This window comes from Vibrio zhanjiangensis (assembly GCF_030161235.1).
In the GTDB taxonomy this organism is placed as follows: domain Bacteria; phylum Pseudomonadota; class Gammaproteobacteria; order Enterobacterales; family Vibrionaceae; genus Vibrio; species Vibrio zhanjiangensis.
In genome coordinates this window covers 1-25068 of the sequence record NZ_BSPW01000008.1, presented here as the reverse complement: position 1 = coordinate 25068, position 25068 = coordinate 1, and the positions used below count along the sequence as shown (strand labels likewise).

24 protein-coding genes and 1 pseudogene are annotated in these 25068 nt (G+C 43.7%); 14 read left to right on the top strand and 11 right to left on the bottom strand.

Annotation, left to right across the window (positions count from 1 at the left end):
* The first annotated feature begins 422 nt into the window (after positions 1-422).
* The 4 genes from metE (at position 423) to QQK21_RS01690 (ending at position 4616) form a co-directional block, all read left to right on the top strand.
* Positions 423-2702, top strand: coding sequence for a 5-methyltetrahydropteroyltriglutamate--homocysteine S-methyltransferase (metE, locus tag QQK21_RS01705; protein WP_284190478.1), 2280 nt, complete (start codon positions 423-425; stop codon positions 2700-2702).
* Positions 2703-2896: 194 nt separating this feature from the next.
* Positions 2897-3349: a transcriptional regulator OhrR gene (gene ohrR / locus QQK21_RS01700; RefSeq protein WP_284190477.1), complete on the top strand. Its 453-nt coding sequence runs from the start codon at positions 2897-2899 to the stop codon at positions 3347-3349.
* Positions 3350-3510: 161 nt separating this feature from the next.
* Positions 3511-4302 (top strand): hypothetical protein, encoded by a 792-nt coding sequence (locus QQK21_RS01695; protein ID WP_284190476.1) that lies wholly within the window; start codon positions 3511-3513, stop codon positions 4300-4302.
* Positions 4303-4445: 143 nt separating this feature from the next.
* Positions 4446-4616 carry a hypothetical protein gene (locus QQK21_RS01690; RefSeq protein WP_284190475.1) on the top strand — a complete coding sequence of 57 codons (171 nt, stop codon included), beginning with the start codon at positions 4446-4448 and terminating at the stop codon, positions 4614-4616.
* A 42-nt stretch (positions 4617-4658) separates the two neighbouring features.
* On the opposite strand, the gene QQK21_RS01685 is transcribed toward QQK21_RS01690, so the two are convergent.
* On the bottom strand, positions 4659-5258 hold the full coding sequence (locus QQK21_RS01685) for a thiol:disulfide interchange protein DsbA/DsbL (RefSeq protein WP_284190474.1): 600 nt from the start codon (positions 5256-5258) through the stop codon (positions 4659-4661).
* Between the two features lie 388 nt (positions 5259-5646).
* Between QQK21_RS01685 and QQK21_RS01680 the strand changes: the two genes are divergently transcribed.
* From QQK21_RS01680 to QQK21_RS01670, 3 genes are all read left to right on the top strand, one after another.
* A complete protein-coding gene (locus QQK21_RS01680; protein WP_284190473.1) occupies positions 5647-6225 on the top strand; it encodes a hypothetical protein in 579 nt (192 codons plus the stop codon).
* A gap of 52 nt (positions 6226-6277) precedes the next feature.
* Positions 6278-6694, top strand: a complete 417-nt coding sequence (locus QQK21_RS01675) for a GFA family protein (RefSeq protein WP_348541454.1) — start codon at positions 6278-6280, stop codon at positions 6692-6694.
* Between the two features lie 186 nt (positions 6695-6880).
* A complete protein-coding gene (locus tag QQK21_RS01670; RefSeq protein WP_284190479.1) occupies positions 6881-7168 on the top strand; it encodes a hypothetical protein in 288 nt (95 codons plus the stop codon).
* Between the two features lie 85 nt (positions 7169-7253).
* Here the strand turns inward: QQK21_RS01670 and QQK21_RS01665 are convergent, their stop codons facing one another.
* Positions 7254-8294, bottom strand: a complete 1041-nt coding sequence (locus tag QQK21_RS01665; RefSeq protein WP_284190471.1) for a hypothetical protein — start codon at positions 8292-8294, stop codon at positions 7254-7256.
* 113 nt (positions 8295-8407) lie between these two features.
* Here QQK21_RS01665 and QQK21_RS01660 point away from each other — a divergent pair, with 113 nt between their 5' ends.
* Positions 8408-8533, top strand: a complete 126-nt coding sequence (locus tag QQK21_RS01660) for a hypothetical protein (RefSeq protein ID WP_284190470.1) — start codon at positions 8408-8410, stop codon at positions 8531-8533.
* Between the two features lie 56 nt (positions 8534-8589).
* On the opposite strand, the gene QQK21_RS01655 is transcribed toward QQK21_RS01660, so the two are convergent.
* Positions 8590-9141, bottom strand: coding sequence for a redoxin family protein (locus tag QQK21_RS01655; RefSeq protein WP_284190469.1), 552 nt, complete (start codon positions 9139-9141; stop codon positions 8590-8592).
* A 10-nt stretch (positions 9142-9151) separates the two neighbouring features.
* Complete coding sequence (locus QQK21_RS01650; protein ID WP_284190468.1) at positions 9152-9910, bottom strand: hypothetical protein; 759 nt, start codon at positions 9908-9910, stop codon at positions 9152-9154.
* A 92-nt stretch (positions 9911-10002) separates the two neighbouring features.
* Between QQK21_RS01650 and QQK21_RS01645 the strand changes: the two genes are divergently transcribed.
* Together QQK21_RS01645 and QQK21_RS01640 are read left to right on the top strand one after the other, a co-directional pair.
* Positions 10003-10587, top strand: coding sequence for a MarR family winged helix-turn-helix transcriptional regulator (locus tag QQK21_RS01645; RefSeq protein ID WP_284190467.1), 585 nt, complete (start codon positions 10003-10005; stop codon positions 10585-10587).
* A gap of 270 nt (positions 10588-10857) precedes the next feature.
* On the top strand, positions 10858-12000 hold the full coding sequence (locus QQK21_RS01640; protein WP_284190466.1) for an ABC transporter substrate-binding protein: 1143 nt from the start codon (positions 10858-10860) through the stop codon (positions 11998-12000).
* A gap of 81 nt (positions 12001-12081) precedes the next feature.
* Here the strand turns inward: QQK21_RS01640 and QQK21_RS01635 are convergent, their stop codons facing one another.
* The 3 genes from QQK21_RS01635 to QQK21_RS01625 are packed head-to-tail and all read right to left on the bottom strand — an operon-like array spanning position 12082 to position 17496.
* Positions 12082-14889, bottom strand: coding sequence for an Hsp70 family protein (locus QQK21_RS01635; protein WP_284190465.1), 2808 nt, complete (start codon positions 14887-14889; stop codon positions 12082-12084).
* Between the two features lie 55 nt (positions 14890-14944).
* Positions 14945-16864, bottom strand: coding sequence for an Hsp70 family protein (locus QQK21_RS01630; protein WP_284190464.1), 1920 nt, complete (start codon positions 16862-16864; stop codon positions 14945-14947).
* Positions 16864-17496: a DUF2760 domain-containing protein gene (locus QQK21_RS01625; protein WP_284190463.1), complete on the bottom strand. Its 633-nt coding sequence runs from the start codon at positions 17494-17496 to the stop codon at positions 16864-16866. Before QQK21_RS01625 ends, QQK21_RS01630 begins: the two co-directional genes overlap by 1 nt.
* A 305-nt stretch (positions 17497-17801) precedes the next feature.
* Here QQK21_RS01625 and QQK21_RS01620 point away from each other — a divergent pair, with 305 nt between their 5' ends.
* On the top strand, positions 17802-18332 hold the full coding sequence (locus tag QQK21_RS01620; RefSeq protein WP_284190462.1) for a 3'-5' exonuclease: 531 nt from the start codon (positions 17802-17804) through the stop codon (positions 18330-18332).
* Positions 18333-18380: 48 nt separating this feature from the next.
* Here the strand turns inward: QQK21_RS01620 and QQK21_RS01615 are convergent, their stop codons facing one another.
* Both QQK21_RS01615 and QQK21_RS01610 read right to left on the bottom strand, forming a co-directional pair.
* Positions 18381-19928 carry a methyl-accepting chemotaxis protein gene (locus tag QQK21_RS01615; RefSeq protein WP_284190461.1) on the bottom strand — a complete coding sequence of 516 codons (1548 nt, stop codon included), beginning with the start codon at positions 19926-19928 and terminating at the stop codon, positions 18381-18383.
* A 15-nt stretch (positions 19929-19943) separates the two neighbouring features.
* Positions 19944-20501, bottom strand: a complete 558-nt coding sequence (locus tag QQK21_RS01610; RefSeq protein ID WP_431313093.1) for a hypothetical protein — start codon at positions 20499-20501, stop codon at positions 19944-19946.
* Positions 20502-20566: 65 nt separating this feature from the next.
* Here QQK21_RS01610 and QQK21_RS01605 point away from each other — a divergent pair, with 65 nt between their 5' ends.
* On the top strand, positions 20567-20806 hold the full coding sequence (locus QQK21_RS01605; RefSeq protein WP_284190480.1) for a hypothetical protein: 240 nt from the start codon (positions 20567-20569) through the stop codon (positions 20804-20806).
* Here the strand turns inward: QQK21_RS01605 and QQK21_RS01600 are convergent.
* Positions 20756-21026, bottom strand: a pseudogene (locus QQK21_RS01600) (reverse transcriptase domain-containing protein); the annotation flags it as partial. The gene QQK21_RS01605 and the pseudogene QQK21_RS01600 sit on opposite strands and share 51 nt — an antisense overlap.
* Positions 21027-21173: 147 nt before the next feature.
* Here QQK21_RS01600 and QQK21_RS01595 point away from each other — a divergent pair.
* Positions 21174-21893 carry an outer membrane protein gene (locus QQK21_RS01595; RefSeq protein WP_284190459.1) on the top strand — a complete coding sequence of 240 codons (720 nt, stop codon included), beginning with the start codon at positions 21174-21176 and terminating at the stop codon, positions 21891-21893.
* Positions 21894-22048: 155 nt separating this feature from the next.
* Here QQK21_RS01595 and QQK21_RS01590 read toward each other — a convergent pair whose 3' ends face one another.
* Positions 22049-23236, bottom strand: coding sequence for a hypothetical protein (locus QQK21_RS01590; RefSeq protein ID WP_284190458.1), 1188 nt, complete (start codon positions 23234-23236; stop codon positions 22049-22051).
* A 222-nt stretch (positions 23237-23458) separates the two neighbouring features.
* On the opposite strand from QQK21_RS01590, the gene QQK21_RS01585 reads away from it, so the two are divergent.
* Positions 23459-24790: a S8/S53 family peptidase gene (locus QQK21_RS01585; protein ID WP_284190457.1), complete on the top strand. Its 1332-nt coding sequence runs from the start codon at positions 23459-23461 to the stop codon at positions 24788-24790.
* The last annotated feature ends 278 nt before the right edge of the window (positions 24791-25068 follow it).

Genomic DNA, 25068 nt, shown 5'->3' with positions numbered 1-25068 from the left:
CTGGGTACTATCAAAACAGATCAATCACTTAAAGTCATGTCCGAAAATCGGGGGCCACTTCTGATGCAACGCGGTTGCCGTTGCAGTCAGTGAACCCGTATCTCTCAATGTTACCAATGTTTTCAGGTGCTTAAGCTCTATCATGAGTCTTTCTCAACCAGATGTCTTCAATGTGAATATAACTAATCTACCCCTAATTATTGGATGTGTAAACATCTAGACGTCCATTCCTGCCAATAAAGGAATGTTAACCACTGCAGTGACTTAGTCGCAAAAGCACATGAAATTTTTTCATAAACAAGTTGAATAAATGGAGATTGCTACCTTACCACTTTAACGAGATAGTTTAGCCATCTAGACGCCTTTGATTTTTCTAATAAACATTTTGGGCAAACAAATTTCGAATAAAAGAGGATGGCAACATGGCTACAACAACACATATTCTGGGTTATCCAAGAATTGGTGAGAAACGTGAACTTAAATTTGCGCTTGAGAAGTATTGGCGTGGGGATATTGGTCAGCAAGCGCTCAAGACAGTTGGTGCCGATCTCAGGTATCAAAACTGGCAAACTCAATCAGATGCGCAATTGAGCTATGTTACCGCAGGCGATTTTGCATGGTATGACCATGTATTAACGACCACCTTATTGCTTGGTCATGCGCCAAAACGCCATCGGAAAGGATTTCCCGATCTGGATACGCTGTTTAGGGTAGGACGAGGACAATCGCAAGCTGAATGCAATTGTGGTTCTGCTGCATCAGACATGACAAAGTGGTTCAACACCAACTATCACTACATTGTCCCTGAATTCAGCCGAGATGATGAGTTTGAAGTGAGTTGGCCGCAGCTTTTTGATGAGGTCAGTGAAGCGATCGAGGCAGGCCATGCGGTTAAGCCAGTATTGCTTGGCCCTGTGAGCTATCTCTATTTAGGTAAAGAAGTGGAAGATGGGTTTGATCGTTTGACTTTATTGCCTCGTCTTCTTAAAGCCTACCAAACTATATTGTCTAAGCTTGCTGCGTTAGGTGTGGAGTGGGTTCAGATAGACGAACCTATTTTGTCACTAGAGCTTGAAACGTCATGGCTAGACTCTTTTAAACTTGCCTATCAAGTGATTCGTAGTGATGTAAAAGTCCTTTTGACGACGTACTTTGATTCAGTGGAAGAATCATTGGATAAAGTGATAGAGCTTGATGTTGACGGTTTACATGTTGATCTCAGCGCGGCGCCACAACAATTGAATCAATTGGTGTCCAAACTTCCTCAAAACTGGGTGTTTTCTGCGGGAGTAGTCAATGGGCGCAATGTTTGGCGAGCTGACCTTTCGGCTCAATTGGAGCGACTCAAACCGGTTAAAGCTCAATTGGGTGAACGTCTTTGGGTTGCAAGTTCCTGCTCTTTACTTCATAGCCCAGTTGATCTTGAACTTGAGACGGATTTATCTGAAGAAGTTCGCAGTTGGTTTGCGTTTGCAAAACAAAAGGTCTTTGAAGTGGCTTTGCTGGGTAAAGCATTGGATGGTGATGAGCAAGCCATAGAGGCGTGTGAAAACTACAGCATACCAGTAAAAGCGCGAAAAACAGCAACACATGTTAATAAGCCAGAGGTTCAAAAGCGGCTTAGTCAGATCACTGAAGCGTTAGCGGAGCGCAGCGAGCCGTATGAGCAAAGAGCACTTACCCAAAGCAAGACATTAGACTTGCCTCTTTTTCCAACCACGACGATTGGTTCCTTCCCGCAAACAAGTGAAATTCGCGAGCAGCGCAGTGCTTACCGTATTGGTAAGCTATCCGAATCGGATTACGTGTCAGCGTTGAGAAGTCATATTGAGGACGCTGTGAAACGTCAAGAAGCGTTAGATCTTGATGTCTTGGTACACGGTGAAGCGGAACGTAATGACATGGTGGAGTACTTTGCAGAAAATTTAGCCGGTTTCCAAACGACCAAGTTCGGCTGGGTTCAAAGCTATGGTTCGCGCTGCGTTAAGCCTGCCGTTGTTGTTGCAGATATCGAACGAGAAAAGCCCATTACGGTTGAGTGGTCTAAGTATGCACAGTCTCTTACGAGTAAGCAGATGAAAGGTATGTTGACAGGCCCTGTGACTATCTTATGTTGGACGTTTCCACGTGAAGATATCAGTCGTAAAGAGATCGCCAACCAATTGGCACTAGCGCTTCGTGATGAAGTCTCAGATTTACAGGATGCAGGCATCAATATTATCCAAATTGATGAACCAGCGATTCGTGAAGGGTTGCCACTTAAAAAGAGTGACCATGCCGACTATTTGCAATGGGCAGTGAATGCGTTCAAAATCTCTGCGGCAAGTGCTCATCCAGAAACCCAGATTCATACACACATGTGTTATTCCGAGTTTAACGAAATTATTGATTCTGTTGCCGCGTTGGATGCTGATGTGATCACAATTGAGACCTCACGTTCAAATATGGAATTACTCAAAGCATTTGAGGAGTTCAACTACCCAAATGAAATAGGTCCAGGAGTATACGATATTCACTCACCAAACATTCCTAGCGAAGAGTGGATAGAAGGCCTTATCAATAAAGCAGCGCAAAGGATCCCAGCCAAGCGTTTATGGGTAAACCCTGACTGTGGTCTTAAGACAAGAAATTGGGCTGAGACCGAAGCATCTTTGAGAAACATGGTTTCCGCCGCGAAGAAGCTTCGGGCAGAGTATTCTTAAAAGCAAAGCACACCAATATCTACACATGCCGACCACTAGGTCGGCATTTTGTATTTATAAAACGCAATAACGGCATTTCTTATCGTTAACGTTGCCAAATGTTTTGATCCAAGCTTATTTTTGCAGCCAGATATCGAAAATTAGTTATAATGCAACTAAATTGTGTGCAATTAAATCATCTTAAAAGGTAACTGATGAACAAACCTAAGAAATCCAAATCAGAACAACCAATGCTGCTCCTCAGTGATCAAATTTGTTTTCCGCTATACAGCGCTGCAAACGCCGTTACTCGGGCTTATAGGCCTTTGTTGGAAAGGTTGGATCTGACGTATTCTCAATATTTGGTGATGTTATTGCTATGGGAAAAAGACGGTGCAAGTGTTAAAGATCTTGGCACTCGCTTATACCTTGATTCCGGCACATTGACGCCACTTTTGAAAAGATTAGAAGCGAAGGGACTAGTGGTTAGGGAAAGAAGCACAGAGGACGAAAGGGTCAGGGTGCTTAATTTGACTGAACAAGGGCGTGCGCTTCAAGAGTTGGCGAAATCAGTCCCTGGAAATATGTTGTGCAAGATTGATCTTAACGCTGACGAATTGGTTTCACTTAAACGTCTATGTGGCAAGGTGTTATCGAACCTTGATTAGATATGAATGGGTTAGCGTAAGTTTAACGAGCGCTTTCCTTCACTACTCCCTGCTAGTATTACTTATAGAATACTAAATGTTATGTATGAAACCTAGTGGCCTAATCCGCCTAGGTAGTAGAGTAGCTTTACTACAATATCATTGATATTAAGGGAGGTTTAATGCAAAAGGGGTCATGTTATTTGCATTTGGACGAGCGTTGTTTCGACCAAATTGCCTTGGATAAGTTAGCCAAATTCTTTGACTCCATTCACATCGGCTTACTAAAAGACGACTGTCCGGTTATGGTCGTGGATATGCAAGGATGGAGCCGAGCTAAGCTCAAGGCATTTAATCGGAAAATCCATAAAACCCTCGGGACGTCTCCCTACATCATTAAAAATGCACTGGACAACAAACCGCCTAACTTACGTCCATATGCTTGGTATACACAAGAAGATTGTTTGAACGCTGCGTTAATGATGAGCCACGATGAGGCCGTTCTAAGCAATCATAACTACCTTTATCATTTCGTCAATAGCGATGCCATTTCTGCTATTGAGTCCATCATAGGTAAGACAATTTCGCAGGTAAGGTCGATTGAAAATTCAGGCTCGTTCATTTACCCGCCAGATGACGGAATGATGTCGTGGCATACCAATGAAAGCGCCTCAGCAGCGCCAGTTCGAGTATATTTTGTGTATTCACCACAAGACCGTCAATCTTACTTTCGCTACATTGATGTTGATGGTCGAGTCTATACATCATGGGATAAAAAAGGCTGGAATATCAGAGCGTTTCATTGCGGAAATCTGCAGTTAGACGGATTTCGGTTATGGCATTGTGTGTTATCTAACACACATAGATTCTCATCAGGATTCAGATTAACAGGCATCTCTTTACAGGATCTTGAGTCTATGGCTAAAGAGTGTGATTCAAATTACATGAATATTGAAAATTGGCGGGCTTGGTGATTGTCTAGGTGTTGTGAATTGGCAGTGTGATCTCTTGCGATCTAATAGCGGCTTTAACTTCGTTAAGACAAAGTTTTACTCACGAATGACATAACAATGTGGCCAAAAAATACAGTCATTGGCAAACATAATGGAGCTAAAATATGAAAAATATCTGTGTTGCAGTGCTTGTCACTTTCTTTTTGGCAGGATGTCAGCTTAATAGCGTTGAAGGTGAGTTTAAGGACGTCGAAGTGAAGGTTAAAAATAAAGAAGAACAATCGAGTGATGGGAATTTCTGTCCTCCAGGACAAGCCAAAAAAGGCAATTGTTAAGACAAAGGCCAGCGAGTATTCGCTGGCCTTACTTCATCTGACTTACAAAGTCAGTAGGTAGTTAACCAGTTGGCTGTATTCTTCCATTGATTTAATTTTGTCGGCCTTAACAATGTATTTGTCGTTGACCAGCACGCCAGGTACACCTGTTAAGGTGCTTTTTTCAAATTGTTTATCGAAGTTTCTTTGCATAGCATTCACCACGAAGCTGTTATAAGTAGCATCGTATTTTTTTGCATCCACACCATTATCAATAAAAATTTGTCTTAGAGCCGTTTCATCTTTTGGTGCGCTGCGTAGCTGATGAATTTGTTTAAACATCGCTGGAACCATACTCTCTTCAACGCCCAAGGTTACCATTGTGGCATAAGATTTGGCCATAGGTATCGCCATATTACTGCCCATAAAGGCAACATGAACTTTTTCAAATTGTGCGCCTTTAGGCAGCGAGGTTTTGACCTGACTGATCACAGACTCAAAATTGTCACAGTGAGGGCAATAAAAAGAGAAAAACTCCGTGACTTTTGGGGTGGCTGATTTTTCTGTGTCCAACACATCATAATAGGTGCCTTGCTCGAATTTTGCGGCGTGCGCGCTGATTGAAATAATAACACAAGCAACGAAGGCTAATAATTTTCTCATAGAATAATTCCTAATAAATACAATCGACTCCGACAATTGTAGTCGGAAATAACTGAGTGAAAGATTAAGAACTAAACAATCGGAGGTCGAAACAAGGTTTGAATACGAACCACTGCTTTTTCTGATTTATCTGGTTTAATTAAAGCGAGCGAGCTTTGGCTAACATCTGCTAATTTGAGTTCAACGAGGTAAGGCTCTTTTATAGCGCAAAAGGCAGCGCAGCAGTGGTGTGCGGTACTGGCTTTGCTGTGATTTTGATTTTGGGTGGGACATTTAATTTCATGGGCTCGCGAACTATCTGGCACTATGGCCAAAGTTTCTTGAGTGGGCTGAGAAGCAAAAGCGACGCTGACACTGATAAATGCGAAGCAAAAAAACGCAACAATGTATGATGAAAATCGAGTCAGCAAAATCAACTATCCTAAATGGTCGAAATATTAGCTTACCGCATTTGGACTCAATGATAAATGGGGAAAGCAAAAATGAGACGGTTATAATATTGATTGAGTTTTCTTATTTTTATCAATATTCTAACCAGAATGTGAGCTTGGTAAAAATGCATTTAGATCATCATATTATGAAAAAGAAGCTTTTGTTTTTACTTATACCTGTATTGTTAGCCGCAAAAATCTATTACCCAAAATTTCAAGAAAGTCGACAGTTAGATGACCTGAAAACACAACTGCAACAGCTTCTGTTTGATCACGACAATCAAGCAAAAGTTACTCAAGTCAGAGTTGAAAATAATGTTTTAGCGCTAAAAATCAATATCTCAGATATTGATTATCATGCTTCTAACAAAGCAAATTTAGCCAGTCGTTCTCATAAACTACTTCCCCAAAAAATATGTAGTAGTGTAGGCCTAAAAGAATGGTTATCTGATGGAAAATGGGTATCAATCGATGTCTTGGCCAATGGTTCTGATGCCATAACAAACGTAAGAGTGACGGCTGGTAGTTGTACATAAGTCCCAACTATCTTACAACATTGAACATACTAGAGTTGTGATAACGTACTTAATGAATACTATAGCGAGGTCTAACATGATCACAGGCAGCTGCAATTGCGGTGCGATAAAATACCAAATTAGTGGAACAATTAAAAAAATTGTCAACTGTCACTGTAATTTGTGCCGAAAAATGAACGGTAGTGCCTTTTCAACCTATGCTGCAGTATTGCAGTCAGGCTTTGAATTGATATCAGGGCAGCTTGGCTGTTTTAAGGTGTCGGAAAATGCCCGTAAGTATTTTTGTAACCAATGTGTGACGCCAATATACAATATGAGTTCAAATTACACAGGTTTGAATATCGTGCATTTGGGAAGCCTTGATTGTGCAGAAATACTCGAACCCGAGGTAAATATCTACGATGAATCTAAACTCCAATGGCTAACAGATATTGGACAACTTCCTACTTTTGAGAAGTCAATCAAGTAGCAATCCTTGCTTCTCTTTCTTCACACTCCCTTTCGAATATTGACTTGTCCACTTAAAGATTAATCGCTCTTTCTAATAACAACTACACTTATATTTGTATCTATTAATCTTTTGGTCACTAAGGGGGCTTTGTGTGACGATTAGGCTGACAAGGTGGAAATTGTGTGTAAACGTCTAAAGATGCTGATGGTAACTGGTGGTTGTTTATTCTCTTCAAGCGTGTTGGCTGGCATTAATATGGCTGAAGTGAACGCTTATGCGTACGAAGGTCTTGCAAGTATCTGCGCGACGTCAAGAAAGATATCAGGAGCGCAAGCTCAAGAAATGAAAGCCATCCATGTTGAAAAAAAACGTGAAAGACAGAAAAAGGCCTCCGCAGATACCAGTTTTTCTTATTATGCTGCCAAGCAATTATGGGGTATTCAAAGGGGTGACAGTCCTTCTTATGAGGAATGCACAGCGCTATTGAAATAAATATAGACATCGCCACAAGACATTTGCCTGCTTGTGGCGAAGCTTCGATGAACTTTTAAAGTCGGTTATTGTTAGATACTGACACTTACATAAAATAATCTAAAGGAGCGATCTCTTTGAAGACCATGTTGTATAAACGACCACTTCTTTTAGGCTTCATTTGCAACGCTTTTACCGCAGGGTAAGAATTTAAAAGCAGGTTACTCATCGGTTTCATTTCTGAACGATACTCGGGTTTTACATTCAGACCAAAGTACGTTTCGTAGAGATACAATAACTCCCCAACCCCTTGTTTTCTTTGTTCCGCTTGCTTACACCACGAGCTATAGAGCAATGAATGAAGTTCGACTGAGTCAGCACTTTGTCGCCATTTTCTTGCATTCTCGTAGTTATGTATCACCTTGTCCGTATGCAAAAGTAAAGGCGGGACAGCTATTCTTCCTGCGAGATAAAAATTTCCCCTAGTATTGAGAAGATGTTCCATATATCTGGGCGTGACGCCTCTAGGGTCGGAACCAAAACATGTTTTACCGTAAATTGCCACTGATGCAGACTCGTAAGCTGCAACAGCGAGCTGTGAACAAAACATATCAGGGATAATGTTACTCCCACCATAGACAAAGCTGAGTATGTCCTCAATATATTCGTTTGTTGATGCATGAAATGTTCTTTTACTATACAGAGATTTAGCCGCGCCCAGCATGTCGTAGCGACCGCCTTCGGCCGGAAGACCCTTTGGCCTTGCATCTACCTCAAGCCGGCATAACGCTTTGGTTATTGTTACCGCTGCTTTGGCCAATTCTTTGTCAGTGCATTTATACACAACCGCTGCTGAAGTCGGTATCTCATCTGTTCCATGTATTTCTGCGGCTGCTTCAGCGAGTACAGTGGCTGATAGACCAATAGCGACATGTTCAGAAGTCGCTGCGCCTTGTAACTTCATCCCTGCTTTTTCGTCAGGTGATTTCCAATGGAAGTATTTTTGCGCTTTGGTGATCGAAGATGCAATTTTGTCATGTGCCCATCCTGGAAAGATTTTAACAATGATTACATCTCCCGGTTCCACCTCAACTTCCTTTAAATTATTATATTGTCTCAGACTTGCAATAACATCACTATCAGACACTGGAAACTCCTGCTCGGTATGGTTTATTGTGACCTTTGAGCTGGTTGCGGCTCAAGGCACCTCCTCAAATACCTTCTCCCGTGTGGGTCTCAGGATAGGTTAATGATAATGATATGAATAAAATTCAACTTCTGCCATTTTTCCTTGGAAACGTAATTATCTCTGATACTTATGAACGCTTTGGGGTGGGTGGTGTGTTATTGCAGAACGACTCAGTCACCTTGCTATTTGCAAGGTGACTTTTTGCTAATGTTTCTTTCCAAAAAGCGTTCTGACTTTAGGTCAGATATCCAGCTTATGGGTTCGCAGAGCATTTTTCGCCACTTGATTGGCCAATTCCTGACACCTTGGAAAACAAATCCAAGTCTTCATTATTACGTTTGTCTTCACAAAGCAGAAACGAGACCATTTTGCTGACCAGCATGTCATCGATAGCGCCGTGGTGAGCGAAACGTACTTGACCCTGTCGATCGATTAATACCAAGGCAGGTGTCCCTGCTAAGCCATACTCTGCCATGGTTATCGGTATGTCACCATCAGAGGGGGCATCAACGGCTATTGGAAAGTTTAACCTGTATTCATGAACGAATGCTTTTAGAGATTCAAGCTGCATCGCTTGGTGGTGCTCGAATACAGTATGTAATCCTATCACCACCAAATCTTCATCACGAAAGAAATGTGCGAGTTTGGATGCTTGAGGCAAGCCATAGCTTACGCAGCCAGGACACAGCATTTGAAAGGTGTGCAGAGCAATAACCTTTCCTTTCAATCCTTCAATCGTGAGCGGAACATTGGTATTTAGCCAATGGGAAGTGGTTAGCTCAGGGGCTTTGGGCCATTTACTCATGGTTTTCTCCTTATTTATTTACTTTGCCCGGTAGCGTCAAGTCGCCTGAAGCAATATCAAACACATCGACCACGCACAGCAAGGGAGCATGAGCGCTAGCATTGACTCTAAGGCCAGAGGTTACGCCATCAAAATGCGCTAACTTTAGTGCCTCGATATTGTCAAATTTAACGCTGACACTCAGTGACTTGCCGCTGAAGGTTGGCTCATAGTCAGGGCTATCAATAAGAATGGGTATACCAGGCCAGGTTTTAGGTAGCTTAGGTGTTGTACCTTCAGGGATATCGACCACCCCTAATGCTCCAGGTCCACACTGTTCATTTTGTTCTAGAACGACCCAATGACTGTGCCACACATCCCCATCATTGGCTTTATTGCCATCTCCATTCTCATCATAAAGTGGCGTATCATCAAAATCTGGATGCGAAGTGACGGCAAGTGCCAGTATTCCAGCGCTGTCTTCGAAGCCAACTTCACTGCTGTTTAATGTGGTAGGCCACACATACGAGAACACATCACTACCAGCAAGCTTTCCTGTTGGGGTTGGTTTGAGACTTCCAGCTTGTTCAGAGACGGCCATATGAAATGTTGCCACATCACCTTCAGTGGTTATCTTGGTGTGGATAATATCAAAAGGCGCTAAGGCGTTCGGATTAGATTGTGACTGAATACCACCAGTATGGCTTGAGTGAGCCCAAGCTTGGCTGGAGGATGTGGCCAACACAAGTGCTGTTGCCAATGTAGATAAGTGGAGTGTAGAAATTTTCATCGCGCTTCCTTATTGTTTCGACTCGATACTATCTAGTTTAATCCGATAAAATTACACTTGTCAATATAGTTTTTAGTCGATACTATTAGCGTATGAATACAGAAACTTTATACCACCTGCTAGATAGAGTCGGTAATTTGCTTAGAAATGAAGTACGTGCCGATCTCGCGCCCTATGGACTTCAACCTATCCATCTTGAAGCGCTTTATTATTTATCAATCTGTAATCGATTTTCAGATACTCCCAAAGCCGTGACCGAGTATTTGGGCCTTACTAAAGGTACGGTTTCTCAAAGCCTTAAAGTCCTCGAAACGAAAGGTTATATAGATAAACAGGCCGATTCAGTCGATAAAAGGGTGACACATCTCACCGTCTCATCACTTGGCAAAAAGCTTATTGCAGATATTTTTCCTCCTTCTTTGATGCACAAAACGATCAACTCTGGCCAAAACAACCAGGCGAATATGGATGTTTTGGCTTTGCAGCAACAGTTACAATACCTATTAAGATCGATTCAAAAAGAGAACCATTTACAGACTTTTGGTGTGTGCTCAACCTGCCGCTATAATCGTCCCTTAGCTGATGGAGCACATTTATGCGGACTGACCAATTTGGCACTTTCAACACAAGAGATCGAGTTAATCTGTATCGAACATATCGATTCCGAACCGCAATAACCTCTTTAAAGTATCGATGGAGGCATTCGGACTTATCTTTAATTAAAAGATGGCAGTATTAAACGCACGAACAATATCAAGTTCGAGGTCACGGTATCGCTATGAGAAGAGCACTAAAGATGCATTGGGGAATTTTGAAGGGGAAACCACTTAACCGAGGAGCACAAAGTCCCCTTAAACATGATCACTTTAGCCGAAATAGAGAATAGAAAAAGCCCGTTACTTGGTCTAACTTAACACTAGACTGCCTTATTACGGAAGTATAAAGTCATGAAAATTTGGCCTCTAATTGTCTTTATTGGCTTAATATATTCCCCTTTGTCCATCGCTGACAACAGGATTTCTGTCGTTTTTATCAACCCAGGTCAATCTGATTCCAACCACGCTACTGGAGGATTTTGGTCTTCGGTTACTCGCTTTATGAAAGCAGCAAGTGATGATTTAAATATTGATCTAGAAGTACTCTATGCTGAAAGAAATCACTTTAGGCTATCAAAACTTGTCCGAGAGATAGGAGAAAGGGAAACTAAGCCGGATTATATCATTCTCGTCAATGAGAAAGGACAAGGGGGCATCCAGCTCGAAGAAGCGATATCAAGCAACATTAAGACGATGTTTATCCTTAATACCCTCTCTTCTAAACACGATATTGAACGCTATGGTAAGCCAAGAGCAACGGAACCTAACTGGATTGGTTCCTTAATACCCGACAATTATTTGGCTGGGTACATGGGCGCATTATCTATGCTAAATGCAGCATCAAAGAGTGAGACGCCTTCTAATGAAAAAATTCAAGCGATTGGGATTGCAGGCGATCACATAACGCCGGCTGCAGTGTTACGTAACGATGGATTTAAAAAAGCGATTTCAGAAAAATCGACTGCTGTAACGCTACGCCAAGTTGTTGTAGGAGATTGGTCAGAAGAAATCGCCATGGAGAAAACCATGGGGTTGTTATCGCGTTACCCCAAGATTTCAGCTGTCTGGTCTGCCAATGATCCTATGGCTCTAGGGGCCATTTCTGCTGCAAAAAGTATGGGCAGAAAGCCCGGTCAAGATATTTTTTTTTCCGGTCTCAACTGGGGACCTAAAGCACTAAAAGCGATTCAAAACGGCGAGTTGGTTTCGAGTATAGGAGGGCACTTCATGACAGGAGGGTGGGCCTTAGTATTACTGTATGATTATCACAATGGCATCGACTTTGGCGATAAGGATGCAAGCGTTACGATGCAGATTTTTGACAAAATAGATATTTGCAATGTTGACACCTACCTTTCGGCGTTTGGAGCGCAGAATTGGGATAAGATTGATTTTACGCGGTTCTCAAAAAGCCTAAATCCGGAATTGAAGGAGTACCCGTTTTCTCTCCAAGGCATCTTTGACTATGGGTTGAGAACAGCGACAAAGCCATAGTGATACCTCAAAATTAGCCGCAGAGCGGGATAGTTTCGGGTACCAGAGTATGCGACAGCTTTGTTGCTAGCCCACATCACCTCAACGAGTGACTAATGATAAACCTGCCGGAAGGGTATCACCAAAGGCGCGTTTGGACTCGGTATGTGATAGCGCTTTGACCTCTGCGACGAGTTCTACCCAAGCATCAGGCACTTTGCTCTGTTTTAATTTGGCCAGCACTTGCTGGCGAAAATCGTCAGCGATATCAAATAATCTATCACCCGTTTTGCGACACATCATCACAGCAGCAAAAGCAATCATAGGTTCTTTTTGCCAGTTCTGATCAAGCAATTTAGGTAGCCATTGCTCAGCTTGCTCACGGGGAATGACATTGTGCTGGCTGCCATACAGAGGTGTACGAGCGGCTAAGCGCCCCAGAGCCCACCAATGAGCCTGTTCGAATTGGTTGAAATGGAGAGCCTTGTTTAAAAACCAGCTTGATAACAGAACCTTATCTTCCACATCCAAATGCTCAAGAGAAGCGGCAAGGCGCACCATAGACTCATAACCCATGTCGTGAGCTGCCTTGGCGGACTGAGGATTTTTCATTGCCCCCGGATGCAGATATTTGGCGATATCGGCCAGCAAGGTTTCTTGCTGCTCTTGGTTAAGCCCCCCCGCAATACGTCGCCAAAATACCCACCAATCGGTCCAGCCTTGGTGGTTTTTAAATTGAATCCCTTGCGGATATAGTCCCCAAACTTGCTCTAATCGCCACGCGTCAGTGGCGTCTCCAAATCCCGGGCGCAGGGAGAAACCCGCTAAGCGTAGCCAGTTTTTTTCGTGGGCTTCCGAGCGTCGGCGACGTTTTCGACCTTGAGCAAAAGCATCAAACAGTTGGCGCAGAGTACTAAAGTCCCAGTCATCTCGTTTACCAAGCTTTTTCTCCAGATCTTTGGCCAGTGTTTTGATCTCTTTTGATTCGGCACTTTTTTTGTTGCCACTGTATAAGCGAGTGATAAGATCTTTACACTCTGCTAGACGTGATGAGCATTTTTCTGGCTTAGCATCGTCAGAGTGCTGATTACGAACCTCGAACTCCAATTGCCAGCGTTTGTTCTCATCTTCGACGTTGACACATTCTATTTTTAACGTGCCAACTTCGGTGAGTTGACATGCTAATTGAACTTCAACCCGCTCTTTTTGGTTGGCCTGAAGCTCAGCCCCTTGACCTTCTAACGTCGAGATGTAAGGCGGTAATGGAGAGAAGATATCGGGGTCCACATCCACCATTATGCCATTCTGAATGGCTGTGCTATGAGTGAGAGTGTCGTGAGTTGAAGTGAGCAGATTAAAGCGTACCGGCTCACCCAATGTAAGAGTAAAGCGCCTACCACTCAAGCGTATCTCTTGACCTTCGTCGGTTCCCTTAGCGAGCAGACACAGCGCTTTGCCCATATTGTTTTTTTCTTGCAAATGCAAGAAGTAAGAGCGGGCCGCGCCGCCGCCGATTTTTAATTGAGCGCCGCGTCTGGCTTTGCTATAAGCCACAGCACCAAGGGCGACAGAACAATCAGGATGAGGGTTATCAAGCAAGGTTATCGGCGAGCCACGCCAATATTCAAGTAAATCGGTAATGCGTTTGGTGATAAGATTACTGTTAAATACACCGCCGTTAAGGAGCAGGCCAACAGGTATTGCGGGCTCGGTATTTTCTTGCTGCTCAAGAGCTGCACATGAGACGTGCTGATGTTGGTGGAGAAACTCAGCAAGGTGTTTACTGACTGCTGGGTCGGCTACATAAGGTAAGCCAAATTCAACCATAGCACTGCGGCGCTTGTTTGGTGTATCTGCAAAATCAGACAAAGGGAAGAATCCGTCTAGCGCAATTTGATGAACTTCCTGCTTGTTGAGGCTAATGCTTTTGGTCCCGCCGAGCAGCTTTGAACCACTACCGAGCATAGTGATTTTAACGTCTTCAGGCGCGTCGAGAGACAGAAGCGCCTCTTTTGCTTGCCGAGTTTGTTGAATCAGTTTGGTCAGGCTGGCAGCGCTTAGTTTTTTATTCTGATTAAAGCGGCTTTCGGCGAGATGCGCCAAGGCTAAATCGAGATTATCGCCACCAAGCATTAAGTGTTCACCAACGCCAATTCGATTCAACGTGAGTTTATCTTGTTCATGTTTGGCTGCAATTAAGCTCAAATCTGTCGTACCACCTCCAACATCACAGACCAAAATAAGTGGCAAAGACTTGAGCTTATCTGCCGCCGTTTGTTGGTGGCGAGCGTACCAGTCATAGAAAACGGCTTGTGGCTCTTCGAGCAACACAATCTTATTTAATCCAGCCAAAGAAGCCGCTTCTAAGGTGAGCTTACGTGCCGTTTCATCAAACGATGCAGGTACAGTCACCACCACATCTTGATCTTCCAGCTTATTGCTAGGATGGCGATGATTCCATGCTTGCCTAATGTGGTTGAGATAGCTAGCACTGGCGATCACAGGGGACACTTTTGCCACATCGTTGGCGGCTGCCCAAGGCAAAATGTCTGAGTTGCGGTCGACAGCTTGGTGAGATAGCCAGCTCTTAGCGCTTGAGACCTGACGGCCCTCGACTTTGGCACCAAGCTCTCTTGCCCACTCACCAATGATGACATTAGCTATGTCGCCAGAAACAGGCTCCGATTGCCACGGCAACATAAGATCACTGGGTGACACTTGCTCCTGAGCAGCATGATAGCGAAAGGAGGGTAATAAGGGTCTTCGAACCACTTCACCCGGTCCAATGAGCTGGTCGATGTCAAAAAGAGAGACGTTTGATTGCTCTAGGTTGTCAGTGATTTCACAATAGGCGACAACCGTGTTTGTTGTGCCCAAGTCGATACCAACAAGAAAGCGAGGAGATGCCATACCAAACCTTGAAAATAAGAAAAGTAACGGCACCTATTTAAGGCGCCGTTGATGATTATGCGAGTGCGTTTTGTAATGAGTCTTTGTTTGCGTCGTCGCGAACGTCAAACTCAACGTGCCATTTTTGGCCATTATCAGCGGCAATGGCTTCGAGATACAGGGTACCAAGCTCAGTGACCCGAGAGGCTAAGGTCACAGGAACCACTTCACCTTCTCGGCGCCCGTCACAAGCGGGCAGGGTGACTTGGATTTCAGGTAATTCCTCGAGTTCATCCGGTCCCCAGTGATCAAGGTGCGTACCAGCCAGATCGTCTCGGCGAACATTGGAGCCAAAGAATTGGAAATTCACTGGTCGGCCTATGATCAAGCCAAATTCTTGGCTCGGTACGTCGACTGACGAGCCTTCTTCCATTCCAAACGGAGCAACGCATAAAGCTTCCAGTGGTGGTGCCATTCCGGGAATGGCTGGCATGGCGCTTTCTATCCCTACATAGTAGCTAGATGCGATACCACCGCGAATACGAACACCCTGACCACGGCGTACCGCGCCATAGTAAGATGCACCGCTAGCAACGGCGAGATCCAAGTCAACACCGGTGAGACGCTGCGCCATTTCAGAGTTTGCATCAATTAACCACTCGTTAATGGTTTCTTCTAAGCGAGCGGCGAGAAGCGCGGATTTTAATACACCGCCATTAAATAAAATGGCCGTAGGCTTGATAAAATTGGCGCTAGAGGCTTGGATGTCACCCATGCCGGGCATTGAGGCAAAGGGATTGAAATCGGCTTGCGAGTTTTCTCCGTCTAGCGCATTGGCTTGCTTGGATAAAAAAGCGGCGATATGACGTGTAATGCCCGCATCTTGAGCGTAAGGTAGCCCCATTTGAGTTAACGCGCCGCGATTGCGTTGCACTGGATGATCAGTGACAGCGACTTTGGGGAAAAAACCATCGACGAGAGTTTGCTGAACTTCTTCTTGTGTTAGCTCGGTTTTGAGCGTTGATCCAAGAAGTTTTGAGCTTCGACTTGGCACGACAATGGGTACCGACATGAGCTCAGCATCATTAAGTAGCGCTTCCTTTGCATCACGGCATGCGTGGGTCATGGCTTGAACTTGCCATGGCTGAAGCTCTTTTCCTTCTTGCGCCAGTTTCATTTTTAGGCGATAAGCGAGCGCCAAGTCCATATTATCGCCGCCAAGCAAAATGTGTTCACCAACCGCGATTCGATTTAGGGTTAAGTTGCCTTGGTGTTCGGTGACTTCAACCAGTGAAAGGTCAGTGGTCCCGCCGCCGATATCAACCACTAGAACAATATCGCCAACGGATACTTGTTCGCGCCATTGGTCGTTACTGTTGTCTATCCAGTTATACAACGCAGCCTGTGGTTCTTCTAACAGGGTCAGGTGTTCCAAGCCAATGTTTCTTGCCGCTTCCGCGGTCAAATCGCGCGCCGCTGGGTCAAAAGATGCTGGAACCGTAATGGTCACATCTTGCTCTGCCAGTGGATGATTGGGATGTGAATGGTTCCACGCCTCTTTTAAGTGCTCTAAGTAACACTGTGTTGCATGAAGTGGCGAGATTTTTTCAACGTCTTCAGGGCTGCCTGCGGGAAGAAATGCATCGCGACGATTCACTCCAGCGTGGCAAAGCCAAGATTTCGCACTGGCAACAAGGCGAATAGGTGTTTTTGCTCCCAAATTTCGGGCTATTGCACCTACTAGCGCTTTAGGTTCAGACGACCATGGTAGCACGCGCGCGGCGGGGTTCATTTCATGTTCATGGGGCTGGTAAAGAAACGAGCCTAATTGGGGTTTGCTTTCGACCGTACCGGGGGCGGTGAGCTGAGCAATCGCCATGACCTCTACATTGGCGTCTTCGCTTGAAGTATCAAGGTAGGACAGTACGCAGTGGGTCGTGCCCAAATCGATACCGACACTGTATTTAGGTGCATTGGCGGTGTTGTGATTGTCCATTACAGCTCTACCTCGGCTGGCGCAATAATTGAGGCGTCATAGTTCTCGGCCAGTTTAGGCAGGTTCATGGCACTGGCTTTCCAACCTTTATGAATCAGCGTGCCGCTAAAAGGTGCGTTGCCTGTTACATTGCCCGTTAAGCGAATGTGTTGTGAATTAAAGCCTTCTTCGATGATAACGCGTGTTTCCTCGTTTTCACTACGAATGGGTTCCAGTGTGACATAATCGCTCAGTACTTTTTGCCCGCCGGTGTGAATGACTCTTGCCGCTGCGCCGACATCTTCGTCAGAAAATGACGTGAGGTCTTCTTTTAGAAAGTCAATCAAGCGAGCTTCTTGTTGCATGATCGAAAGTAACTGCATCGCGGAGTCTGTAGAGGCGGTGGCGAGCTTGGACTCGACTTCAACCACCTTTTCGATCACTTTTTCGACTTCGACCACTTTTTCCACTTCAACGATCTTCTCAACGGGTTTTTCCACTTCAACGATTTTTTCTACTGGCTTTTCAATCACTTTCTCTATGACTTTGGATTTGCGTGATACGGCAATAAGAAGCAAAAGAACGCTAGAAACCGCAAGGCCTGCGTGCAGCATATCGAACGTTTGAGGGATCATTTGTAAATCGAACGTCATGACATTTCTCTTAATCAATGGGTAAATAGCAGTCATAGCCGACTACTATTGTCGTTATTGTTTGGTTAAATTGGGGCAAATATTATCACATTCAACCGACTAGGCCTGCAGAAAAAAGGCGCTGGTGGGTTGATCGTGTTTTTTTTAGTCACTTTTGAGGGGGGCTCATCGGCCAAAACACTTTCTGCGAAGCGTTAAGGCGATAATTGCCGCAGTATGCAGCAATTGAGTCGCGGTCAGTCGAGTTTTGCGTTTAACTAAGATAGACTTTGACGCTGTCTTGGAAAATTAAGCATAGGCGAGTAATGAATCATAACCGTATTGTGTGTTTCGATTTGGAAATGTGCTGCTGGAGTGAAAACGGCGTCGGAACAACAGGCGAAATCATAGAAGTTGGACTGGCGGAAATCGATCTTACTAAAGGTGAGATAGTTAAGCGCGCCCAATACTATGTAAAGCCAGAGCAGGATGACGTCTCGCTGTTTTGTGCTGAGCTAACGGGCATTACTCCACGACTCATTGAAAAACAAGGTCGTCCTCTCGCGGCGGTTATGAAGTCAATGGTGAAAAACTTCGGCGGCACCAATAAAATTTATGCCTCGTGGGGGCGCGATGATCTGATTTTGGCCAAAGAGTGCCAAGCCAAGGGAATTGAAATGCCTTTCAGAGAATGCCTAAACTTGGCGACATTGTACCGTGTGCAGCAGCGCCTCAAAGATAAACGTATTGGTCATAGAGCGGCCCAAGAAGCGCAAAATATTGAATGGGAAGGGCGGCAGCATTCAGGCTATGTTGACGCTTATAACCTCGCCAAATTGGCATTGACCATGTTGTAGTTGAATAAAGAGTTTTCATGTTCAATTACGAAAACTCTTTATTATTCCTCATACCGCGAGATTGTAGCTAGACAGGTGTTTACTCGTACTGCTTGCCTGAGAGAAAAGCTTGGCGCTGTTGGTCTCGAGTTGATGGGAGTCTTCGACCAAACTATCAATTTGTTGGTCGACACTAAGCAGCCGCTCAACCAGCTCAGACATGGCATTGATCTGCGACTCTGATGAGCTTGCAATGGTTGAACACATTTTATCGGCTTGTGATACATCTTTAAGCGCTTTTTCAATGTCTTTGACGGCATTTTCGATGGAGCTTAAACTTGCTTCACTGGTATTGGTTCCTTCCTCAGTGATTTGAATCAGTGAGTTCGACACGCTGCCAAGTTTGCTCAATATCTCTTCCACTTGGTTGGTTGAATTTGAGGTTTTCTCAGCAAGCCCACGAACTTCGTCAGCCACAACAGCAAAACCTCGACCTTCTTCTCCGGCCCTCGCCGCTTCGATGGCGGCATTCAGTGCAAGTAGATTAGTTTGCTCAGCAATATTGCGAATAATACCGAGTATTTCGGTCACTTGGATCACTTGTTGGTTGACTTCGTTTGCGGCTTCATACAAGTGGGCGCTTTTTTCTGACATTGAGCGATTGTCTTTGAGGGCACTGAGCAGGCATTGTTGTCCACCCTTGGCACTTTCTACAGCGCGGTTGAGTGAGTCCAACGTTTCAAAAGTATGGTTTTTGACCACAGAAAAGGACTGCTGTGCTTGCTCGCTAACCTGAACCGTTGCCTTGATATCATCCCTTTGGTGATTAATTTTGTTGCCTATCGATGTTAAGTAGTGATCGAGATCTTTGGAAATTGAGGTGACGGAATTGGCACCTTGATGAATAGGGATCAAGGTTTGTTCCATTTTTTCAATAAAGCGATTCATACTGCGAGCCAGTGTGCCAAGTTCATCTTGACGTTTGAACTCAAGACGCTTGCTGAGATCGCACTTTCCAGAACTGAGTTCTTCACAAAGGCTGAGCAGCTTTTGTAATGGCTGGACTAACACTGAGTTGAGAAGAGCGAGCAACATAGCGATACAAACGATGATAGAGAGAAACCCAATAACGCAGGATTGAATACTAAGTTGGTATCCAAGTGTATTAGCTTGATTGAAATTCCAGTCAGTAACTAGGTAGCCAACCAGCGTGTTTTTCTTACCCGCATACAAAGGAATACCAATTTGGTGGCGATCAGAATGATCGATAAGTACGCTTTTGTCTTGCAAGACGCGGCTTAATGCGGATTCAGTGGCGCCGTTACTGCTATAAAGTAGTGACAAATCGGACAGATAGATCTGTACTGCATCTAAACTGCCATTTTGGCTTTGAAGTGCGGTCTTGACTTTCTCCTCTATATTGGCGACTTTTTTGAACCGAACAGGGGTAGCCAGTTGTTCACTCAGCGCGTGACTGGATTGCATGTACGACGATTTGTTCAACTGATAAATAGCATCAACACTGCTACTCCAGTTAAAGAACGAAATCGTCGCCATAGCGAAAACGGTTAGAATCGACGCACTGGCAACAACGAGCTTACTAATCGTAACTCGCATATTCAGCTCCAGTTGTTATAGTTCTTCCACGTTGACGCCAACAGTGATCGCGCCAATTACTTTGCCAGAAATGGGGTCAGAAATCGCGTAGCTCACCTGAGATTGGAACTTTTGGGTAGACTCATCTTCTTCAATCTCGCTGATATGGTACGCATTCGGGCCAACCAAATAAGTTTGTTGCCACTTGTCTTCGTCACCTTGCCAATAGTCTGAGGTGACTGCGCTCTGTGCTACATTTAAGCCTTTGTTGTCCATCACGAAAATTTCAGTAATCACGCCTTGGCTATCTTTTTGCATTGCGGAAAGTTTTTTCGATAGATCGCTGTTTAAGATACTTGATATCAACGGTGCATTTTCTTGTCCGACTTGGCTGCGCCAGTCATTATCGAGTGCGGTAATTTGAGTTTGGTCGAGTTGGCTACTTTTCAAATTTTGCGCTTGTATCTGAGAGATAACATCTGCATCAGCAGCCATGACCTTGACATCCTTCATGGCAAATTCTTTGAGAGCTGCATCAAACTCGTTGGCAAAACTTACCAATGGGAATAGTAGGGGAATAGTGAGATAAAGCATTTTCATTTTTTAGTCCTTAGTTAGTCTGACGTTGTTCACTACAAGCGTAGATGAAAATACTGAATATGAAATCAAATGCGCATCATTTTTGTTGTGGTAGCACTATCCACGCTTATTTGAGCCTTAGAACCGACGGCAACGCGGCACAAAATCAGTCAGTAGCATTGAGGGAAAAGCCAGTGAAGGGTTATTCTTTGCTAACAGATGTGATGCTTAAATGCCGGATCACAAATGCCTATGGCTTGGCTTTGTTAAAAAGCCGTGCTGATGTGGGTAATGTGTGTTTTCTCTTCGGAGAGTGTTAAGCCTCTTTCTGCTAAGAAGTCTGCAATCAACGGTTTGATATCGTTCTCCAGCACTTCCTTTGAAGCACAGGTGACGACGAAATCGCCAGCGTATCCAATAAAGTTGGCTCTTGCCCCCTTTTTTGAGAGCGGTAAACTTTATGCGCTGCAAGAGTCCTGCAAGGGGCATTAGCATCAAGGTGGGGGTTTGAGGTGTTCCCTCATCAGTACGATAGAGCAGCCTTTGTTGTTGGGCGCAAACCCATAAAGCGTTGAGCAAGCTTGCAGTGCTAAGTATAAATTCTCTATGAATTAAGAAATAAAGCCCGAGTTGTTATATGATCTAAATGTCACCTCAACATTTAAATATTGGTTTAGGAGTCAGCTAATGAAGAATAATATTTTTCGACTTCCACTAATTGCTCTCACGCTTGGTACCTCTAGTACATTACAGGCTAACGAAGGATGGTATGCTGGGTTCGGACTAGGGAGCAACAGAATTGATCTTGATACGCCTTTTCTGGATACGTTACCCGGTAAAACAGCTTTATTGCCCAGTGATATCACAAACACCAGTTTTAATGGTTTTGATGATGATCGATTTGGCTTCGTTCTTAATGGAGGTTACCGCCTAAATAATTATATTGCTTTGAATTTCGACTTTTCTGCCACTTATACTGACCTCAGAGTTGGTTATACTGATAATACAAATGCGCCAGGTACTAACAACTTTAGCGAACTAGATATTACTTCATATTATTTGACACCTGGGGCACACTTTATTTATCCAATCAATGATAAATATGAAGTATATGCAAAACTGGGGTTGTCTTTTATTCTCACTGAGATAGAGCAGAAAGAAAGATCATCTCCGCAGATTGTTGACCCTACTGTGAATGAGTACAGTTCTTCAATAAAAGACTGGGATGTGGCACCGACAATTGGCTTTGGTGGACAATGGAATTTTGGAACACACTGGGCCGCCACTTTTGAATACACTATTACACATTTTACGCTCCAACCAATAACAAGCTCCGATGTACAATTCAAAGGTATAGATTATGATACTCAAAATATACTAGTCGGTATGCGCTACAACTTCAATTGAGCTTATCGAAAATGACTGGGGTCAGGTTTTGCCATTTTCTCGTCCAAGATTACCTACCCATGCGATAGCATTTCAATAATGCGGTTTACAATACTTAACGTTATTCATAAACTGCCAATGTACTGGCTTGCGTGAATGACTTTTGTCCAATCTATTTATAAGTATAGATTCGCAATCTCATACCACTTTTTCTCACCGATAACGTTAGTTAAGTCGGCGATTGAAGCTTCAGAAAGGCGACCATCTTTGTTGAACGTCAGAGTCGGTAGTCGCGTATCCAAACTTTCCCCTTTATCAGTGAGGCTTTGATCGAGTGCTTGCCAAAATGCAGGGCCCTTGACGTAAAACAGTGGGTAATATTGGTACTGCTGCTCCTTTGAGACGCGGCTGTTGGCTTCTAACAGTCCGGTCGTTGCAAATGGGAAGCTCTGCTTAAAGTTTTGCCACTGAGTCTGAGGAGAGGCAAAGTCATACGGCGTCTTGTCTAGGGATTTGATAGCATAGTATTCCGCAATACTTTCGGATGCCCACCCCGGTGAGTTGGTGTTGAGTAAATGCATGGATTCGTGAGCGGCAATCTTAAGCAGCATTGGCATCTCGTTGTCTTCTAATTGACCATCGTTTAGGATGACATTAATGAGAATCTTGTCGCTACCTGCTGCACCACTGACGCTTCCTGCTTGTTTATCTCGGCGAAAGAAAGCGATATCCCACTGATTCACGGTATTATCCGGATACAGGCTAATGAGGTAATTCAGCTGAGATTCCAGAGCTGGTTTCCACTTGTCCACCGTTTGCAAAATCTGTTCGGTATCTGTGGTGATCTTGACGGCTTTACCATTGACATCGAGTTCGATAGGTTTAAGACCCCAGATGACAAATAGCGGTGGTTGGTCGGCATTTGGCATCCATCCACATTGACTATCTGGAGTGCAGACTTGCGCGGGAACAGGATCATCATTACCCATAGAAAACCGCGGGAGAGAGTTAAACTCACTGATAAAGCGCCAGCCCTTTCTCGGCTCATAGCTGTCGATTTGCTCCGCGATATCGAAGCCATTTTGGTCTATTTCAGCAAGCGGCAATTGCCAAGTGACATGGTCACATTGAATTGGTGTTTGGTATTCAACGGCCGATTGGCTTCCATTTGTGGTCACGCAGAATAAGACAGGTTGCGTGTCGTTGGTGAAGGTTTTTGCTGGCAGAGCTTGGAATGTACCAAGTTGTTTGGTCTCGACACTGACGGCGATAAGGTCAGGGCGATCCGCTACCTGTTCTAACTGATACGTAAGCGGCGATTTGGCCGAGGAGATGAGAGCGGTAGAGAGCAATAATGTGAGCATAGTAAATACGAGTAGGTTGTAGTACTGGTTGGAGTTGGGATGCTGAAATTAGTTCAATCGAGAGTTCCTTTTAACTCAGAATTAGATAGTCAGCTTCTATTCTAGGTCAATTATCAATAATTGCACTAAGGTGTTTATCTTCATAAAATGGCTATTTTATTTTGAAAGTTAAAAGCAAGCGTATAACATAAAAGGCACATAAAAAACACAAGGATAAAGTGTATGTTATACAAGTTTAAATATAATAAAATAAACAATAATCTTAAGCTGATCATCGTTATTTTATTATTTTATATATTTCCATTATCAGCAACTGAATACCCATTTTCCAATGATAAAGCTGATGCTCAAATAGCATTAAATACAGTAAAACGCATTACGTTTTGGACATGGGAAGAGGACGTTACCCAGTTACTGCAAGATTACGACAATATTGACGATAGCAAGGTCAATGCAGAGTATGTTTTGAAGGAACTTAACATGCACCGTTGGGGCCAAAAAATAACCGATTTCTTGGACATGGCAACATTGTTATTATCATTTCAATTAGAAGAGTATCAGAACAGCGTTCAACTTGAATTCGATCAAGCTAAGTCAACCCTAAATAATCTTAGATACAATATCAATCAACTTGTGCTTAGCATACATCCAAATTTTAATTTAAATCATCATACTCTTGCGAATGAGTATAAAGGGTCAAATATTAAAATAGCGGTATTTGACTTATTTGACCCTTTGCTACTTGCAAAACAAATTGCCCATTACCCTAATGCCAATATACAACCAATACAGAATTTTGGCGATCCGGTACAACTCAACCACGGCAACTCGGTTATAGATATTATTCTTTCTATTGCTCCTCATGCGACAATTATCCCCATTAGCGCAGAATCCAATCACTACCATCAAGCCATGGCCTATCTTGAAAGTAGATCTGACATTCACATCATCAATATGAGCCGCGCATTCTCTGCTGTCGATAACAGGTTAGATCCGCAGTTTTCACAGCAATTAAGCCATATACTCAGTCGAACGATCGTTACTAAATCTCTTGGGAATACAGGGACAGATTTAGATGAAAATGTAACACCATTGAGGCAAAGTCTTGGTTTGGACGCGACCGGAAATTTATTTTCTTATGACTTGGCACTCATTAAAGAATTTTTGCCAACGATCAACACGAATACGGACCACCTATTACTGGCCATTAACCTCGACAGTTTTGCTCAACAAATAGCATTAAGTGCCACGATTCCTGGCGATAACGCTTTGGCAACATCAAGAAGTCTGAGCACACCCGCAGATGCGGTATACACTTGGTCGACGGGCAATTTCGAGTCAGGCAGTTCTTTTGCTGCCCCGCAGTTAGCTGCGATAAGTGCATTATTATGGCAAGCTTATCTAGAACATCATCCTCAACAAGCACTCGATGTCCCCAGCAAGGTAACCCAAGCGATCAAAATCAATACGCGTCCATCTGAGTTAGGTTCATTGAATACCGGACTAGGATTGGTCGATGCTGATAAAGCATTAGAATATGTCTTAGGTCGCTAAGATATCAAAAAATGCATAAGCCAAGAAAAAATAGGATAAAAATCTTGGCTTTTCCGAGTACAATTCGTCTCATATTCCAGCATAAGTTTTTTCAAACATCTCTTAACCAATCTAGATCGTATATAACAGAGTATAAAGTAAACTAAACGTTCTTTCTGAACGTCCTCTATTCTTTATCTATTTTTTGATCGGCTTCTGGGTTAACTATTCTTATCTTGTAGTGGTCAACAAATTCCGGACACAGATTTAAGCCGATTCTCGGCATCCACTGGCGATAG